The sequence below is a fragment of the Mesorhizobium sp. WSM4817 genome (assembly GCF_055811135.1).
On sequence record NZ_JBVVQQ010000005.1, the window covers coordinates 208,802 to 225,257 of the forward strand.

General features: G+C 63.4%; 14 protein-coding genes and 1 pseudogene. 5 read left to right on the forward strand and 10 right to left on the reverse strand.

Annotated features, from left to right (window positions below):
• Window positions 1-99 precede the first annotated feature (99 nt).
• Window positions 100-1,125, reverse strand: a complete 1,026-nt coding sequence (locus tag AC0L2K_RS09765; RefSeq protein ID WP_128167201.1) for a ribonuclease T2 family protein — start codon at window positions 1,123-1,125, stop codon at window positions 100-102.
• 199 nt (window positions 1,126-1,324) lie between these two features.
• Between AC0L2K_RS09765 and AC0L2K_RS09770 the strand changes: the two genes are divergently transcribed.
• The 3 genes from AC0L2K_RS09770 to AC0L2K_RS09780 all read left to right on the forward strand — a co-directional run bounded on the left by AC0L2K_RS09770 (window position 1,325) and on the right by AC0L2K_RS09780 (window position 5,233).
• Window positions 1,325-2,260, forward strand: coding sequence for an alpha/beta fold hydrolase (locus AC0L2K_RS09770; protein ID WP_473479945.1), 936 nt, complete (start codon window positions 1,325-1,327; stop codon window positions 2,258-2,260).
• 151 nt (window positions 2,261-2,411) lie between these two features.
• Window positions 2,412-3,587, forward strand: coding sequence for a CaiB/BaiF CoA transferase family protein (locus AC0L2K_RS09775; protein WP_128246389.1), 1,176 nt, complete (start codon window positions 2,412-2,414; stop codon window positions 3,585-3,587).
• Window positions 3,584-5,233: a thiamine pyrophosphate-binding protein gene (locus AC0L2K_RS09780; RefSeq protein WP_473531222.1), complete on the forward strand. Its 1,650-nt coding sequence runs from the start codon at window positions 3,584-3,586 to the stop codon at window positions 5,231-5,233. The genes AC0L2K_RS09775 and AC0L2K_RS09780 overlap by 4 nt, the downstream gene beginning before the upstream one ends.
• Window positions 5,234-5,487: 254 nt before the next feature.
• On the opposite strand, the pseudogene AC0L2K_RS09785 reads toward AC0L2K_RS09780, so the two are convergent.
• From AC0L2K_RS09785 to AC0L2K_RS09805, 5 genes and pseudogenes are all read right to left on the reverse strand, one after another.
• A pseudogene (locus AC0L2K_RS09785) lies at window positions 5,488-5,936 on the reverse strand (CHRD domain-containing protein).
• A gap of 170 nt (window positions 5,937-6,106) precedes the next feature.
• Window positions 6,107-7,078, reverse strand: a complete 972-nt coding sequence (locus AC0L2K_RS09790; RefSeq protein WP_023798699.1) for an ABC transporter substrate-binding protein — start codon at window positions 7,076-7,078, stop codon at window positions 6,107-6,109.
• Between the two features lie 82 nt (window positions 7,079-7,160).
• Window positions 7,161-8,297, reverse strand: a complete 1,137-nt coding sequence (locus AC0L2K_RS09795; RefSeq protein WP_473531223.1) for an ABC transporter permease — start codon at window positions 8,295-8,297, stop codon at window positions 7,161-7,163.
• The gene (locus AC0L2K_RS09800; protein WP_023798697.1) at window positions 8,294-9,172 is read right to left on the reverse strand and encodes an ABC transporter permease; all 879 of its coding nucleotides are present in this window, start codon (window positions 9,170-9,172) and stop codon (window positions 8,294-8,296) included. The genes AC0L2K_RS09795 and AC0L2K_RS09800 overlap by 4 nt, the downstream gene beginning before the upstream one ends.
• A 397-nt stretch (window positions 9,173-9,569) precedes the next feature.
• A complete protein-coding gene (locus AC0L2K_RS09805) occupies window positions 9,570-10,361 on the reverse strand; it encodes an ABC transporter ATP-binding protein (RefSeq protein WP_287237206.1) in 792 nt (263 codons plus the stop codon).
• Window positions 10,362-10,471: 110 nt separating this feature from the next.
• Here AC0L2K_RS09805 and AC0L2K_RS09810 point away from each other — a divergent pair, with 110 nt between their 5' ends.
• The gene (locus AC0L2K_RS09810) at window positions 10,472-10,876 is read left to right on the forward strand and encodes a cupin domain-containing protein (protein ID WP_473531224.1); all 405 of its coding nucleotides are present in this window, start codon (window positions 10,472-10,474) and stop codon (window positions 10,874-10,876) included.
• 77 nt (window positions 10,877-10,953) lie between these two features.
• On the opposite strand, the gene hydA is transcribed toward AC0L2K_RS09810, so the two are convergent.
• The 3 genes from hydA to aptA all read right to left on the reverse strand — a co-directional run bounded on the left by hydA (window position 10,954) and on the right by aptA (window position 15,104).
• On the reverse strand, window positions 10,954-12,405 hold the full coding sequence (gene hydA / locus AC0L2K_RS09815; protein ID WP_473531225.1) for a dihydropyrimidinase: 1,452 nt from the start codon (window positions 12,403-12,405) through the stop codon (window positions 10,954-10,956).
• A 64-nt stretch (window positions 12,406-12,469) separates the two neighbouring features.
• Complete coding sequence (locus AC0L2K_RS09820) at window positions 12,470-13,720, reverse strand: Zn-dependent hydrolase (protein WP_473531226.1); 1,251 nt, start codon at window positions 13,718-13,720, stop codon at window positions 12,470-12,472.
• Between the two features lie 55 nt (window positions 13,721-13,775).
• Window positions 13,776-15,104: an omega-aminotransferase AptA gene (gene aptA / locus AC0L2K_RS09825; protein WP_023798690.1), complete on the reverse strand. Its 1,329-nt coding sequence runs from the start codon at window positions 15,102-15,104 to the stop codon at window positions 13,776-13,778.
• Between the two features lie 254 nt (window positions 15,105-15,358).
• Between aptA and AC0L2K_RS09830 the strand changes: the two genes are divergently transcribed.
• On the forward strand, window positions 15,359-15,988 hold the full coding sequence (locus tag AC0L2K_RS09830; RefSeq protein WP_128174246.1) for a TetR family transcriptional regulator C-terminal domain-containing protein: 630 nt from the start codon (window positions 15,359-15,361) through the stop codon (window positions 15,986-15,988).
• Window positions 15,989-16,069: 81 nt separating this feature from the next.
• Here AC0L2K_RS09830 and AC0L2K_RS09835 read toward each other — a convergent pair whose 3' ends face one another.
• Window positions 16,070-16,447 carry a DoxX family protein gene (locus tag AC0L2K_RS09835; RefSeq protein WP_473531227.1) on the reverse strand — a complete coding sequence of 126 codons (378 nt, stop codon included), beginning with the start codon at window positions 16,445-16,447 and terminating at the stop codon, window positions 16,070-16,072.
• Window positions 16,448-16,456 lie beyond the last annotated feature (9 nt).

The following is a 16,456-nucleotide window of genomic DNA, read 5'->3' on the forward strand; positions in this document are numbered from 1 at the left end:
ATTGAATGGAAGTTGCGCGCTATGTAGGCGATGCCGCGCCGAACGGCAAACTGTTTTGGCATTTCGGATCGGCCTTCGGGCCAAGACGGGCTCGGCGTGTCACTGGAACTCGATCGGATCGACGATGCCTTTCGGACAGCCGGCATTGTTCGTCGGCACTGAGGCCAGCAGCAGCTCACTGAGCGAAGAGTTCGGACCGATTGGGCCGGTCAGGCCGAGCGTCAGTTCGCCGATCAGCCGCCTGCCGCTCGAAGGATCGTTCACGCAGAAGACGCGAACCCGATCGCCGGCACCGGGACCAAAGGCACCGTCGAAGGCGGCGCGGATCTGGTCGGAGGTCAGATCCCGGCCAATTTTCTGCGTGAAAAGATCACGCACCGATGACGCATTCACCGCGCGCGTCAAGTTCAGCGCATCGGAAAAATACGCCTGCTGGCTCTTGCCGTAACAGGTGCCATGCTTGATCCACTCATGCCTGTCGAGAGCGGATGCGGTGCCTGGCATGACCTGATCGAGCTCCGACCGGGTGTTCGGCTCGAGCTTGACCGTCGGCAGGTCCTGCCAGTGCGCCGGATTGTCGTTCGCCTTGTCGGCCGCTGCCACTTGGCAATAGAAATTTCCGTTCGGCTGCGGCCACAGCCCGTGCAAGGTGAAATGCGTCGCCTCAAAACCGGCCGCGGTCTGCGCCCTGCATTCGGTCTTGCCGGGCCTGGTCTCGCAAAACGCCGGCTGCCAGCTCAGCGCGAGGACATATTCGGGCTTTCGCGAAGCCGGCTCAGCAGGCTTCTCCCGGTCGGCCGGCACAGGTGCTGCCGGTTCCGTGGACGCGCTGCCGCCCGAAACATGGCCGCAATTGACCTTCACCCAGCGGCGCTCCGGATCGGCCCCGGGCACGCGGATCAGATAGTGGGTGGGAGCATCCTTGTTGCCAGCCAGCAGCTCGTAGCTCTGTCCCGCATCGGTCGCGATATTGCCGGGGTTCCTGCCGCTCCTGATGGCCTGGGTGGCTGGACAGGTGGCGTCGGCGACGAAAGAGCCGCTCATCTTGACCTCGGCCCGCGCAGCACCCGTCAGCGACGCGGCGGCAAGCGCCGATCCAAAAACAAGACCTGTCAGCGTACGCATGGGTACTCTCCGGTTGAATAATGCTGGGCAACAGACTGCCGCCCTCTCTCGGTAGCAAGTTCTCCATGTCAGAATTGCGATACCCGCGTTGCGACGCAAGAACAGCGCTGCAAAACACCGCGAACGGATTGACGCAAAACCGGCGTCGGCGCACACAAACGTTCGCAGGCGCTAAAGACGCGTTGGAGACGAAGCGACAATGTCATTCAGCCAGCAGCGCGTGCTGCGATCGCCGACCGGCGCCGAGCTCAACCTTTACGTGAAACGCGCCGAGGGCCGCCCGCGTGCGGTCGTCCAGATCAATCACGGACTGGCCGAACATGCCGCGCGCTATGTCCGCTTCGCTACCTTTCTGGGCGAGTGCGGCTTCCACGTCTATGCCCATGACCATCGCGGCCATGGCGCAACCAAGGCGCCAGACGCTCCGCTCGGCAGATTCGCTAATGTGGATGGCGGCGCCAAGGTCATCGCCGATGTCGCCGCCGTGCATGATCTGATCGCCGGCGACCATCCCGGCCTGCCGGTCATCGTCTTCGGCCATTCCATGGGCGGCCTCGTCGCGGTGAATTTCATGCTTCACCATTCCAACCGGCTGCACGCCGCCGCCATCTGGAACGCCAATTTTTCCGCCGGGCTCGCCAGCCGTGCAGCGCAAGTCATCCTGGCCTGGGAAAAATTCCGGCTCGGCTCCGACATGCCGTCGCGCATGCTGCCGAGACTGACCTTCCAGGCCTGGGGCAAGGCCGTCCCCGGTCACCGCACTCCGTTCGACTGGCTGTCGCGCGACGCGGCGGAAGTCGACAAATACATCGCCGATCCGCTGTGCGGCTGGGATGCGTCGGTGTCGATGTGGCGCGACCTGTTCGGCTTTGTCTTCGACGGCGCCGACGACGCTAATTTTTCCGGCATCCGCAAGACCCTGCCGATCTGCCTGGTCGGCGGCGAAAAGGATCCTGCTACCGATCGTGGCAAGGCGGTCAGCCATCTCGCTGGGCGCCTGCACAGGATGGGCTTTTCGAATCTCGTTTCAAAGGTTTACGCCGAGGCCCGCCACGAAAGCCTGAACGAGGTGAATCGAAATATCATCATGGACGATTTCGCCGCATGGGCCGACAGCGTGCTGAAACAAGCCTGATCGAGAGGTCCGGTTGGCCCATTGCAAGAGCCGTGACTTCGGCACGCGGGATTGATAGTGCATGTTGCCCAAAAGTGCGCAGCGGTTTTGGGATAAGGACATGCATAAAAAGAAAACCAGAGCCTGCGCTTTCGATCAATCACGGTGATCCATGACCGAGCCTCCGCTGAAAGGCATCCGCGTAATCGAACTCGCCCGCATCCTGGCCGGGCCGTGGGCGGGGCAATTGCTTGCCGATCTAGGCGCCGACGTGATCAAGGTCGAGAGCCCTGATGGCGGCGACGATACCCGGAAATGGGGTCCGCCCTTCGTCATGAGCCATGACGGCGAAAACCTTTCGGCCGCCTACTACCATTCCTGCAATCGCGGCAAGCGCTCCATCGCCATCGATTTCTCGACGCCCGAGGGCGCCGAGACAGTGCGCCGACTGGCCGCGACATCGGACGTGCTGATCGAGAACTTCAAGCTCGGCGGGCTGAAGAAATACGGGCTCGACCATGACAGCTTGCGCAATATCAACCCGCGGCTGATCTATTGCTCCATCACCGGCTTCGGCCAGGACGGGCCCTATGCGCCACGCGCCGGCTATGACTTCATCATCCAGGGCATGGCCGGCATGATGTCGATCACCGGCGAGGCTGGCCGCGAGCCGCAAAAGGCCGGTGTCGCCATTTCGGACATTTTCACCGGCCTCTATTCGGTGATCGCCATCCAGGCCGCACTTCGCCATGCCGAGAAGACCGGCGAGGGCCAGCATATCGACATGGCGCTCTACGACAGCCAGATCTCGGCGCTCGGCAACCAGAACCTCAACTATCTGGTTTCGGGAAAATCGCCGGTGCAGATGGGCAACGCGCATATGAACATCGCGCCCTACGAAGTGGTGCCGGTGAAGGACGGCCACATCATCCTTGCCATCGGCAATGACGGCCAGTTCGCCAAGTTCTGCGCGGCCGTCGGGTTGGACGAGCTGCCATCGAACCCCGATTTCGCCACCAATCCCGCCCGCGTCGCCAGCCGGGCCAAGCTGCGCGGGCATATAATCGAGGCGCTGAAAACCTTCGATCGCGATCCGCTGCTGGCCAGGCTGGAGGCGGCAGGCGTGCCTGCCAGCCCGATCAACACGATCGGCGAGATGTTCGCCGACCCGCAGACCATCGCGCGCGGCATGCGGCTCGACCTCGACGACGGCCATGGCAATCTGTTGCCCTCGGTGCGCGCGCCGATGGTCATGTCGGGCACGCCGCTGTTCTATGAACGGCCCTCGCCGCGTCTCGGCGAACACACCGAAGAAATCCTTGCCGAACTGGAGAGGTCAGGAAAATGAAGACCGGCGGACAACTGATTGTCGATGCGCTCGAAGCCAACGGAACGGACCGTATCTATTGCGTGCCCGGCGAATCCTACCTTGCGGTGCTCGACGCGCTGCACGACTCGCCGATCCGCACCATCGTCTGCCGCCAGGAGGGCGGTGCTGCGATGATGGCCGACTGCCATGGCCGCCTGACCGGCAAGCCAGGCATCTGCTTCGTCACCCGCGGCCCCGGCGCCACCAACGCCTCGGCCGGCATCCACATCGCCATGCAGGATTCGGTGCCCGTCATCCTGTTCATCGGACAGGTCGCCAGCCACGCCAAGCAGCGCGAGGCTTTTCAAGAGGTCGACTACGTCAGGTTCTTCGGCGACATCGCCAAATGGGTCGTCGAGATCGACGACGCCGCGCGCATTCCCGAATTCGTCACCCGCGCCTTCGCGGTGGCGACATCCGGCCGTCCCGGCCCGGTCGTCATCTCGCTGCCGGAAGACATGCTGACCAGCCTGGCCGAAGCGCCGGCCGCCCTGCCCCACACGCCTGTCGAAACGCGGCCGGGCGAGGCCGAGCTCGATGCTCTGGAAAAGCTTCTCAACAAGGCAAAGCGCCCCTTCGTCATCCTCGGCGGCACGCGCTGGGATGCGGAGGCCGTCGCGCGGATGCGGACGATCGCCGAAGCCTGGTCCCTGCCGGTCGGCTGTTCCTTCCGCCGCCAGATGCTGTTCGATCATCTCCACCCGAACTATGCCGGCGATGTCGGCATCGGCATCAACCCGAAGCTGGCGACCGCCATCAACCAGGCCGACATCGTGCTGCTGATCGGCGGCCGCATGGGCGAGATGCCGTCCTCCGACTACACGCTGCTCAAGAGCCCCTATCCCGACCAGTTGCTGGTCCATGTCCATGCCGACGCCGGCGAGCTCGGCCGTGTCTACCGGCCGACGCTGGCGATCAACGCCTCGCCGTCCGCCTTCGTCGAAGCCTTTGCTGGGCGCAAGCCGGCCGCCACACCAGTCTGGGCGGATGAAACACCGAAGCTGCACGCCGCCTATCTCGACTGGTCGACACCGCCCGAAAGCGGCCCCGGCGCCGTCCAGATGGGGCCGATCATGAACTATCTCGAAAAAATGCTGCCCGACGACGCCATCCTCACCAACGGCGCCGGCAACTACGCCACCTGGGTGCACCGCTTCCACCGTTCCCGCCGCTTTGCCACGCAGGCAGCACCGACCTCCGGCTCGATGGGCTACGGCACGCCGGCAGCGGTCGCCGCCAAGGAATTGTTTCCCGAGCGCGACGTGATCGCCTTCGCCGGCGACGGCTGCTTCCTGATGAACGGCCAGGAATTCGCCACCGCCGTGCAGTACGATCTGCCGATCATCGTCGTCGTCGTCAACAATGGCATCTACGGCACCATCCGCATGCACCAGGAACGCGAATATCCCGGCCGCGTCGTCGCCACCGACCTGAAGAATCCCGACTTCGCGGCGCTCGCCCGCGCCTATGGCGGCCATGGCGAAACCGTCGAGAAGACGGCCGACTTCGCGCCGGCCTTCGAACGCGCCCGCGCCAGCGGCAAGCCGTCGATCGTCGAGATCAGGCTCGACCCCGAGGCGATCACGCCGACCCGGACGATGACCCAGATACGGGACAGGTCGTGAGCGCAGGGGCATAGTTAGTCAGGCCGAGTTCCCTCCCACCCCCCTCTGCCCTGCCGGGCATCTCCCCCTCAAGGGGGGAGATCGGCAGCTTTGGCTTTGGCGCCTGTTGTTCAACGTTGTAAATTGGCGAAAGCAGTTGTGACATCCGATCTCCCCCTTGAGGGGGAGATGTCCGGCAGGACAGAGGGGGGTGCTGTCCCGCAGACTTCAACAGGTTAATGCAGTGCTATAATCGCCGCCGCGGGCGGCCTGCGCTACATCGTCGCCGCCTTCTCGATCTGCCCGCGGATCTCGCCGTCCTTGTGGGCCGCCGTATGGATGTTGATGTAGTATTTGCCGGCCATCAGGTCGGCAGCCTGCGCGTCGGTCAGGATCGCCCCCCCTTGAACGGGCTTTTCGGAGCGCCCTTGAACGGGACGACGACGTCGGCATTTTCACCCTTTGCTGCCGGACCGTGAATATGTCCGGCCGTCGCCGGTCCACTGAGACCTGAATACATCACGTTCCAGGTGAGCTGTTTCGTGTCGGTGTTGAAGCCGAGAGTGGCCTCGCCTTTGCCCTCCGTGGTGACGGCTGGATTCTGCTGAGCGCCATCGAGCGTCGCCTTCATCTTCATCATGTCGGCCAAGGCCGGTGAACCGCACAGGAAGGAAGCCGAAACGGCGAGCGCCGAAAGCATCGGCGAGAAGGATTGCATGCGCATGGAATTCTCCGTTGTGGCGATGACATCCGCTGAAGCAGGATGCACTGGAACAACGGTTGTGGCGAGCGGATGTTTCCACCGGTAACGGCTATTTTACATGCCAAAAAAGGGGCGGTCGCCCGTCCCCTTTTTTCGAATTGCGGACCCCAGAGGCCCCGGTTGATGGCCCTTTACTTGATGGCCTTGTCGGTGATGGCGGTCGTGTAGGCGCCGGTTGGCTCCTTGGTGATGATCTTCTGGTCGAGCAGCGCCTTGGCGGTGCGCGCGTAGGTCGCCGGGTCGAGCTTGCCGTCGGCATTGTCGATCAGCTTGGCGACTTCGCCCATCATGCGCTTCTGGTGGTTCTCGTCTTGGCCGCCATTGTCCATGACGATGCCGGCCGCCTCGTCGGAATTGTCGACGGCGTATTTCCAGCCCTTCATCGAGGCGCGCACGAAACGCACCATCTTGTCCTCGAAGGCCGGATCCTTGAGCTTGTCCTCCAAGGCATAGAGACCGTCCTCAAGCAGGTCGTTGCCCATGGCCGAGTAGTTGAACACGATCAGCTCTTCCGGCTTGTAGCCGGCATCGATGAGCTGCCAGTATTCGTTGTAGGTCATGACCGAAATGCAATCCGCCTGCTTCTGGATCAGCGGCTGCACGTCGAAACTCTGCTTCAGCACGGTGACGCCATCCGGGCCGCCGTCGGTCTTCAGGCCGAGCTTGTTCATCCAGGCGTAGAACGGATACTCGTTGCCGAAGAACCAGACGCCGAGCGTATGGCCCTTGAAGTCGGCCTCGGTCTTGACCGGGCCGTCCTTCGGGCAGACCAGCTGCATGCCGGCCTTCTTGAACGGCTGGGCGATATTGACCAGCGGCACGCCCTTTTCGCGTGCGGCCAGCGCGCCGCCCATCCAGTCGACGATGACGTCGGCGCCGCCACCGGCGATCACCTGCTCGGGCGCGATATCGGGACCGCCCGGCTTGATCTCGACGTCGAGGCCCTCGGCCTCATAAAAACCCTTGTCCTTGGCGACGTAGTAGCCGGCGAACTGGGCCTGTGTGACCCATTTCAGCTGCAGCGTCACCTTGTCTGCGGCCATCGCCTGGAACGCGGCAAGCGACATCGCGCCGGCCAGCATCGAAACAACAAGTCTTTTCATGCTTTTACCCTCTGGAGTTAAGTGTTCACCCTTTTAGGACCAGGACCTTCAATCCAACCCTGATTCCAAACCCGCCACCGCCCTATCCACCACGGACGGAGGGATGCCAAAACGTGACTGCTCTCTCGAAAAGAGCGACCACGCCATAAAAGACTGAACCCGCAAGTGCTGCAACTGCGATTTCGGCCCAGACCATGTCGATATTCATCCGTCCGACTTCGGTCGAAATCCGGAATCCCATGCCGACCACCGGCGTGCCGAAGAACTCCGCGACGATGGCGCCGATCAGCGCCAGCGTCGAATTGATCTTCAGCGCGTTGAAGATGAAGGGCGCTGCCGCCGGCAACCGCAGCTTGAACAGCGTCTGCCAGTAGCTCGACGCATAGGTGCGCATCAGGTCGCGTTCCATATGGCCGGAGGCAGCAAGCCCGGCGACCGTGTTCACCAGCATCGGGAAGAAGGTCATGATGATGACGACGGCGGCCTTCGACTGCCAGTCGAAGCCGAACCACATGACCATGATCGGCGCTACGCCGATGATCGGCAGCGCCGACACCATATTGCCGATCGGCAAAAGCCCGCGGCGCAGGAACGGCACGCGGTCGGCCGCGATGGCGGCAAGGAAGCCGGCACCGCTGCCAACGATGTAGCCGAAGATCACCGCCTTGAAGATGGTCTGCCGCACGTCGGCCGCCAGCACCGGCAGCGAATTGGCGATGCGCACGCCGATGGCGCTTGGCGGCGGCAGCAGGATGAAGGGAATGCCGGCGCCGCGCGTCACCGCCTCCCAGATGATCAGGATCCAGGCGCCGAAGATCGCCGGAATGATCAGCCTCAAAGCGGTCGCCGCCCAGCGCGAGGCCGGGCGAAGCGCGGACAGCACCGTCACGCAGCGCCAGGCCAGGAGCCATGCCGCGGCAAGCAGCAGATAGAACGACGCGCGGGCGGTGCCCTCATTGCCGGTTATGCCGGCGAGCAGCAGCCACGCTGCGCCATGCGCGCCAAGGAAGAGCAACACCACCCCAATTGCCGGCGGGAAATTATCGGCCCCAATTGCCAGGAGCAGCAACAAGAAAATCAAAGCCGCAGTACCGACACCGTAGCCGGGCGCCGCATCGACAAGCGGCCAAAGAAGCAGCGCGCCGGCAAGAAGGACAAGCGAGGCATACCCTTGCCACGAGCGGGGGGTGATCGACGAAAGGCTCAGGAGATCGCTCATGCCGGCCTCCCGCCCATGGCGCGGTCGACGAGGCGCCCGGCTATGCCGACCACCATCACCAAAAGGGCCGCCACCACCGAGCCCGCCACCAGCGCCGACCAGATATCGATGGTCTGGCTGTAATAGGCGCCGGCGAGCAGCTTGGCGCCGATGCCGGCGACGGCACCGGTCGGCAGTTCACCGACGATGGCGCCGACCAGGCTGGCGGCCACCGCCACCTTCATCGAGGTGAACAGGAACGGCACCGATGCCGGCACCCGCAACTTCCAGAAGGTCTGCGAGGGGCTGGCATTGTAGGTGTGCATCAGGTCGAGATGGGTGAGTTCGGGCGAACGCAGGCCCTTGACCATGCCGACCGCCACCGGGAAGAACGACAGATAGGTCGAGATCAGCGCCTTCGGGATCAGGCCGGTAACGCCGATCGCCGCCAGCACGACGATGATCATCGGCGCCACCGCCAGGATCGGAATGGTCTGCGAGGCGATGATCCACGGCATCAGGCTGCGGTCGAGCGTCGCCACATGGACGATGCCGACGGCAATCAGGATGCCGAGCGCCGTGCCGAAAGCGAAGCCGAGCAGCGTCGAGGACAGCGTCACCCAGGCATTGTAGACAAGGCTGCGATTGCTGGTGACCTTGCGCAGAAACGTGTTCTCGAAGAAATTCACCGCCACCTGATGCGGCGCCGGCAGTGTCGGCTTCGGCTGCGCCATCGTCTTGCCGATGAACTCCACGATCCCCGGCGTCTCGCCGGCACGGCGGTCGAGATCGCGCTGGAACGGCGCGTTGAGGATGACGGCGAAAACATACCAGACGACCACCACGCCTGCGAGGATCGAGGTCACCGGAACGATCTTGTCGCGAAAGGAGTCCATCTAGCGGCCCTCGCCAGACGGCACACGCTCTGCGTGACGCGCTTTCGTCATCCTAGGGCGAAGCCGCCGCGAAGCGGCGGGCGTAGACCCTAGGATCCATTCCGTGACTTCGGCCGAATGGCCCAAGCGGTCCAGAATATCCGCCAACCAAGCCACCGCAGCCGACGTTCCCTCAAGACAGGGAGCGATGTTCCGCACCGTTGCGGAGCGGGGAGGTAACGGCATGGATCCTAGGGTCTGCGCCGCGTCGCTTCGCTCCTTGCTTCGCCCTAGGATGACGAAGGCGTGGTTGGCCGTGCTCTCGATGAACGCCGCTTCGCGGCGGCTCCGCCCTAGGACGACGAAACCATGGGTGGGCCCGCTGGCACCGTCGGGGAGAGGAGAGAGCCCATCCCGCTCAATCCTCATAGCTGTGCCCTGCCCTGAGCCCGTCACGCACCCGCGCCGCGATCGCCAAAAACTCCGGCGTCTCGCGAATGTCGAGCGGCCGCTTTTTCGGCAGCGTCGATTCGATGACATCGCTGACGCGGCCCGGGCGCGGCGACATGACTATGATCCGCGTCGACAGGTAGACCGCCTCGGGAATGGAATGGGTGACGAAGCAAATGGTCTTGTTGGTCCGATCCCAAAGCTCCAGCAGCTGTTCGTTGAGGTGGTCGCGCACGATCTCGTCCAGCGCGCCGAACGGCTCGTCCATCAACAGAAGATCGGCATCGAACGCCAGCGCCCGCGCGATCGAGGCACGCTGCTGCATGCCGCCGGAAAGCTGCCACGGGTATTTCTGCTCGAAGCCGGCCAGGTTGACGAGATCGAGCGTGCGCTTGATGCGCGCCGCCTGCTCTGCCTTCGACAGGCCCATGATCTCCAGCGGCAGCGCCACATTGCGCTCGATCGTGCGCCACGGATAAAGTGCGGCCGCCTGGAAGACATAGCCATAGGCGCGGTTTTCGCGCGCCTGCTCCGGCGTCACGCCATTGACGGAGATGCTTCCCGATGTCGGTTTCTCGAGATCGGCGATGACCCGCAGCAAGGTCGTCTTGCCGCAACCGGACGGCCCGATGAAGGAGACGAATTCGCCCTTGCCGATGGTCAGGTCGACATCCGACAGCGCCTGCACCGGACCGTCGCTGGTCTGGAAGGTCAGGCCGAGCTTGCTTGCCGAAACGACGGCTGGCGACTGTCCGGTCATAGGCCGCAGCCTGGCTTTTCGCACCGCCGCCGCGCCGGCCGCACTCCCGTTGCTTTTGCCAAAATGCTGCTTTCCACTTATCTTGTCCCACTCGATCGAGAGTTTGCCCGATGTCGTCCAAACCCACCTGCCATCTTATCCGCCCCAAAGGCTCTTATGAAGGCAAGCAGGGATTGAGTTATTTCACCGGCATCGCCGCCGAGACGGTCGGCTCTACCGGCATCTGCATGCACCTGCTCACCATGCCGCCCGGTGCCCGCGCCAAGGCGCATATGCACGAAAGCCATGAGACGGCGATCTATGTGCTCTCCGGCGAGGTCCATACCTGGTATGGCGATCGGCTCGAGCAGCAGACCGTGGCCAAGGCCGGCGACCTCTTCTACATTCCCGCCGGCGTGCCGCATCTGCCGGCCAATCTGAGCGACAGCCCGGCCTCGGCGGTCATCGCCCGCACCGATCCCAACGAACAGGAAAGCGTCGTGCTGCTGCCGCAACTGGATGGGCTGGTCGCCTGAGGCCGGCTTCAGTGCAATCGCTTCAGGTTTGCGCTGCCCCTGAGGGGCGGCGCCGACTTCGACAAACCCGCGCAAGCTCACACCCCGGTCGCCGGAATGCCTGATCGTTCCACCTTGCGCGGCGCGGAAATTTCCTTCCAGGTCGACAGCGCCCGGTTGACCGCGGCATTCGGCTCGCGAGCGACGAACTCGCCATGGCCGGGCTTCGCCTTGACCTCGTTCTCCTGGATCGACAATTCGCCGCGCGAAAAGACGAAGCGCGGCAGGCCGGTCACCTCGAAACCTTCGAAGACGTTGTAGTCGATCACCGACTGCTGCTTCTTGGAGGTGATCGTCTTCTTGCGCTTCGGGTCCCAGACGAGGATGTCGGCGTCGGCGCCTTCGACGATGGCGCCCTTCTTCGGATACATGTTGAGGATTTTGGCGATGTTGGTCGAGGTCACCGCGACGAATTCGTTCATCGTGAGCCGGCCGGTGTTGACGCCCGTCGTCCACAGCACCGGCAAGCGGTCCTCAAGCCCGCCGGTGCCGTTCGGGATCTTGGTGAAATCGCCGACACCGTTGCGCTTCTGGCTGGTGGTGAAGGCGCAATGGTCGGTCGCCACCACTTGCAGCGATCCGGCCTGCAGGCCGGCCCACAGCGAATCCTGGTGCAGTTTGTTGCGGAACGGCGGGCTCATGACGCGGCGCGCCGCATGGTCCCAGTCCTTGTTGAAATATTCGCTCTCGTCGAGCGTCAGATGCTGGATCAGCGGCTCGCCGAACACCCGCATGCCCTTCTGCCGCGCCCGGCGAATGGCTTCGTGCGCCTGCTCGCAGGAGACATGCACGACATAGAGCGGCACGCCGGCCATGTCGGCGATCATGATGGCGCGGTTGGTCGCCTCACCTTCCACTTCCGGCGGCCGCGAATAAGCGTGCCCTTCGGGGCCGTTATTGCCGGCGGCCAGCAGCTTCTGCGACAGCGCCGCCACCACGTCGCCATTCTCGGCATGGACCAGCGGCAGCGCGCCAAGGTCGGCGCAGCGCCGGAACGACGAATACATCTCGTCGTCGTCGACCATCAGCGCGCCCTTGTAGGCCATGAAGTGCTTGAACGAGGTGATGCCCTTGTCGACGACGGTGGCCATCTCGTCGAACACCTGCTTGCCCCACCAGGTGATCGCCATGTGGAAGGAATAGTCGCAGGAGGCTTTCGAGGTCTTGTTGTCCCACATCTGCAAGGCCTCGAGCAGCGACTGCTGCGGCGCCGGCAGACAGAAATCGACAACCATGGTGGTGCCGCCGGCAAGCGCGGCGCGGGTGCCGCTCTCGAAATCGTCGGCCGAATAGGTGCCCATGAACGGCATTTCGAGATGGGTGTGCGGATCGATGCCGCCCGGCATCACATAGCAGCCGCTAGCGTCGAACTCGTGGTCGCCATGCAGATCCGGCCCGATGGCGATGATCTTGCCGTGCTTGAACAGCACGTCGGCCTTCCAGCTTCGATCGGCGGTGACGATGGTGCCGTTCTTGATGACTTTGGACATTTTTTTGTTCCCTTGTTCTCTTCGCGCTTCTTGGTGAGCGACGTTCGGAATCTTGGTTTCTAGCTCACCCCACGATGACAGCTGTCTCCACTACCGCGTGGAACAGCACATCGGCGCCGGCCGCCGCCCATTCCTTGGTGATTTCCTCGGCCTCGTTGTGGCTGAGCCCGTCGACGCAGGGGCACATCACCATTGCCGTCGGCGCGACGCGGTTGATCCAGCAGGCGTCGTGGCCGGCGCCGGAGACGATGTTGCGATGCGTGTAACCCAGGCGCTCGGCCGCATCCCGCACGGCCTTGACGCAGCCCGGATCGAAAGTCACCGGATCGAAATGGCCGACCTGGTCGATTTGATATTGGATGTCGAGCGCTTCGCAGATCGTGTCGATGCCTTCGCGGATGCGCCCGTCCATGGCGTCGAGCACTTCCTTTTCCGGCGAGCGGATGTCGATGGTGAACATAGTGCGGCCGGCGATGATGTTGCGCGAGTTCGGATAGACCTCCATGTGGCCGACCGCACCGACGGCGTCGGGCTGGTAGTCCATGGCGATCTCGTGCACCAGTTCGATCACCCGCGCCATGCCGAGCCCGGCATTGCGGCGCTTCGGCATCGGCGTCGAGCCGGTATGCGCCTCCTTGCCGGTCAGCGTCACCTGCAGCCATTTCAATCCCTGGCCATGGGTGACGACGCCGATGTCGATGCCCTCGTCCTCGAGGATCGGGCCCTGCTCGATATGCAGCTCGAAGAAGGCGTGGATCTTGCGCTCACCGACTTTCTCGCTGCCTTTCCAGCCGATGCGTTCGAGCTCCTCGCCGAATTTTTTGCCGTCCTTGTCGACATGTTCGTAGACGTCGGCTTGGTCGAGGACGCCGGCGAACACGCCGGATGCCATCATCGCCGGCGCAAAGCGCGCGCCTTCCTCGTTGGTCCAGTTGGTGACGACGATCGGATGTTTTGTCTTGATGCCGAGCTCGTTGAGCGAGCGTACGGTCTCAAGACCGCCAAGAACGCCGAGCACGCCGTCATACTTGCCGCCGGTCGGCTGGGTGTCGAGATGGCTGCCGACATAGACCGGCGGCAGATCGGGGTCGGTGCCCTCGCGGCGGGCAAACATCGTGCCCATCTCGTCGAGGCCCATTTCAAGTCCAGCCGCCTCGCACCAGCGCTTGAACAGCTGCCGCCCCTCGCCGTCCGCGTCGGTCAACGTCTGGCGATTGTTGCCGCCGGCAACGCCGGGGCCGATCTTCGCCATCTCCATTATCGAATCCCACAAACGGTCTGAATTGATTCGCAGATTCTCGCCCGGAGCGGCCATTTCTAAAACCTCATCGATTGCGCAGCGTCCCCCAGGGAAAGCTGCGCCGCGTTTCTCAATCCACCGCCCTCAGCACTTCACGCACATGGTCGATCAATTCGTTGATCTGGCCCTTGGTGATGATCAGCGGCGGCGACAGCGCGATGATGTCGCCGGTGGTGCGGATCAGCGCGCCGCGCTCGAACGCTTTCACAAAAGCCGAGAAGGCACGCTTGGTCGGACTGCCGGGAATCGGCGCCAGCTCGATCGCACCGATCAGGCCGATGTTTCTGATGTCGATGACGTTCGGCTCGCCCTTCAGCGAATGCAGCGCGTCTTCCCAATACGGCGCCAGTTCCTGGCCGCGGGTGAGCAGGCCCTCTTCCTTATAGGTATCGAGCGTGCCCAGCGCCGCCGCACAGGCGATCGGATTGCCCGAATAGGTGTAGCCGTGGAAGAACTCGATCATATGCTCGGGGCCGGTCATGAAGGCGTCGTGGATTTCCTTCTTGACGAACACCGCGCCCATCGGGATGACGCCGTTGGAGACGCCCTTGGCGGTGGTCATGATGTCGGGCGTGACGCCGAAATAGTCGGCGGCAAACGGCGTGCCGAGACGGCCGAAGCCGGTGATGACCTCGTCGAAGATCAAAAGGATTCCGTGCTTGGTGCAAATCTCGCGCAGCCTCTCGAGATAGCCCTTCGGCGGCAGGATGACGCCGGTGGAACCCGCCACCGGCTCGACGATGACGGCCGCGATGGTCGAGGCGTCGTGCAGCGCGACGATGCGCTCCAACTCGTTGGCCAGTTCCGCGCCATGCTCGGGCACGCCCTTGGTGAACGAATTCTTCTCCGGCAGGTGGGTGTGCGGCATGTGGTCGACGCCGCCGAGCAGCGTGCCGAACATCTTGCGGTTGGTGACGATGCCGCCGACCGAGATGCCGCCGAAATTGACGCCGTGATAGCCGCGCTCGCGGCCGATCAGGCGGGTGCGCGAGCCCTCGCCTCTGGCGCGGTGATAGGCGATCGCCATCTTCAGCGCGGTCTCGACCGATTCCGATCCGGAATTGGTGAAGAACACGTGGTCCATGCCCTCCGGCGCCAGGTCGACCAAACGGTTCGCCAGTTCGAAGACGATCGGGTGACCCATCTGGAACGCCGGCGCATAGTCGAGCTCTGCGGCCTGGCTCTGGATCGCCTCGGTGATCTTCGGCCGGCAGTGGCCGGCATTGACGCACCACAGGCCGGCGGTGCCGTCTAAAACCGTGCGGCCGTCGCTCGTCGTGTAATGCATGTCCTTGGCGGACACCATCATGCGCGGCGCCTGCTTGAACTGCCGGTTTGCCGTGAACGGCATCCAGAATGCGCTGAGATCGTTCGGCGTGACTTTCAGCCGGTTGGACATGACCAAGACTTCCCCTTGTAACCTGTTTCGGTGCGGCTAACGCTTGGTCTTCCCGACACTTGGTCTCTGCTGCGTTTTCGTGCTACGCAAATTTTGACCGATTGGACAAACGTTAGCACCGCCCTGTCGGCGGTCAAGGGATTACTAGCGGAAATGCGGCAGCTGAGGCGCGCTCCACAGGCCGGAGAAAAACTGGTCCAGAGAATTGGTCCAGATGGCTCTCCAAGCCATGGTATGCCGCGGTGACGGCCGACATGGAAATTCCGGCCCCTCGCCGTACCCGCATCCAGCAGGAAAAGCGCGAGCTGATCCTGGAGGCGGCGCTCGAGGTGTTCTCGACCAGCGGCTTTCGCGGCTCGACCATCGACCAGATCGCCGAAGCCGCCGGCATGTCGAAGCCGAACCTGCTCTACTATTTCCGCCGCAAGGAGGACATCCACGAGACGCTGATGCAGCGGCTTCTCGACACCTGGCTGGCGCCGCTGCGCGAACTCGACGACATCGGCGATCCCTTGACCGAATTGCGCAGCTATATCAGGCGCAAGCTCGAAATGGCGCGCGATTTCCCCAGGGAAAGCCGCCTGTTCGCCAACGAGATCCTGCAGGGCGCGCCGCGCATCATGCCGATGCTGGAAGGCGAGCTGAAGACGCTGGTCGACGAGAAGGCCGCCGTCATCAAGGGCTGGATGCGCGCCGGCAAGATCGCGCCCACCGACCCCTGGCACCTGATCTTCTCGATCTGGGCGACGACGCAGCACTATGCCGATTTCGACGTTCAGGTCCGCGCCGTGCTCGGCCCCGACCGCGGCGGCGACGGCCGCTTCGAGGATGCTGCAAGGTTTCTCGAACAATTGTTCATCGACGGGCTGAAGCCGAAGAGCTGAAGCTTCAGCAATTGGTTTGACAGATTGAGACCGTTTGCCAGAGGCTGCGGCGGCTGCCTCCGCGAGGCGGCCACCGAACCTTCAAAGCGGCTGCGCCGCCAGCGCCAGGAAACCTCCAGTAAGCGCCACGTTGCCGACAAAGCCGTTGATGCGCGACGCGCGCTCGGGGCCCTGATGATCCCAGAAATTGTGGAACATCGGCGTGGCCACCATCAGGAACAGCACCAGGCACAGAGCCGCGGCAGCGGTCCAGACACCTGATATCACCAGCGCTCCGGAAACGATTTGCAGGACGATCCCCAACCACAGCATCAGCCGCGCCTGCGGCACGCCTCGCGTCGTCATCAGCTGGGTCAGGAAGCCTGCATTCTGGATGTTGCGCAGGCTGGCAAAGACAAAGGCGCCGCCAAGCAGCAGGCGTGCGGCAACCAGAATCTCATTCTCAAAATTCGACAACATGGTCTTGAT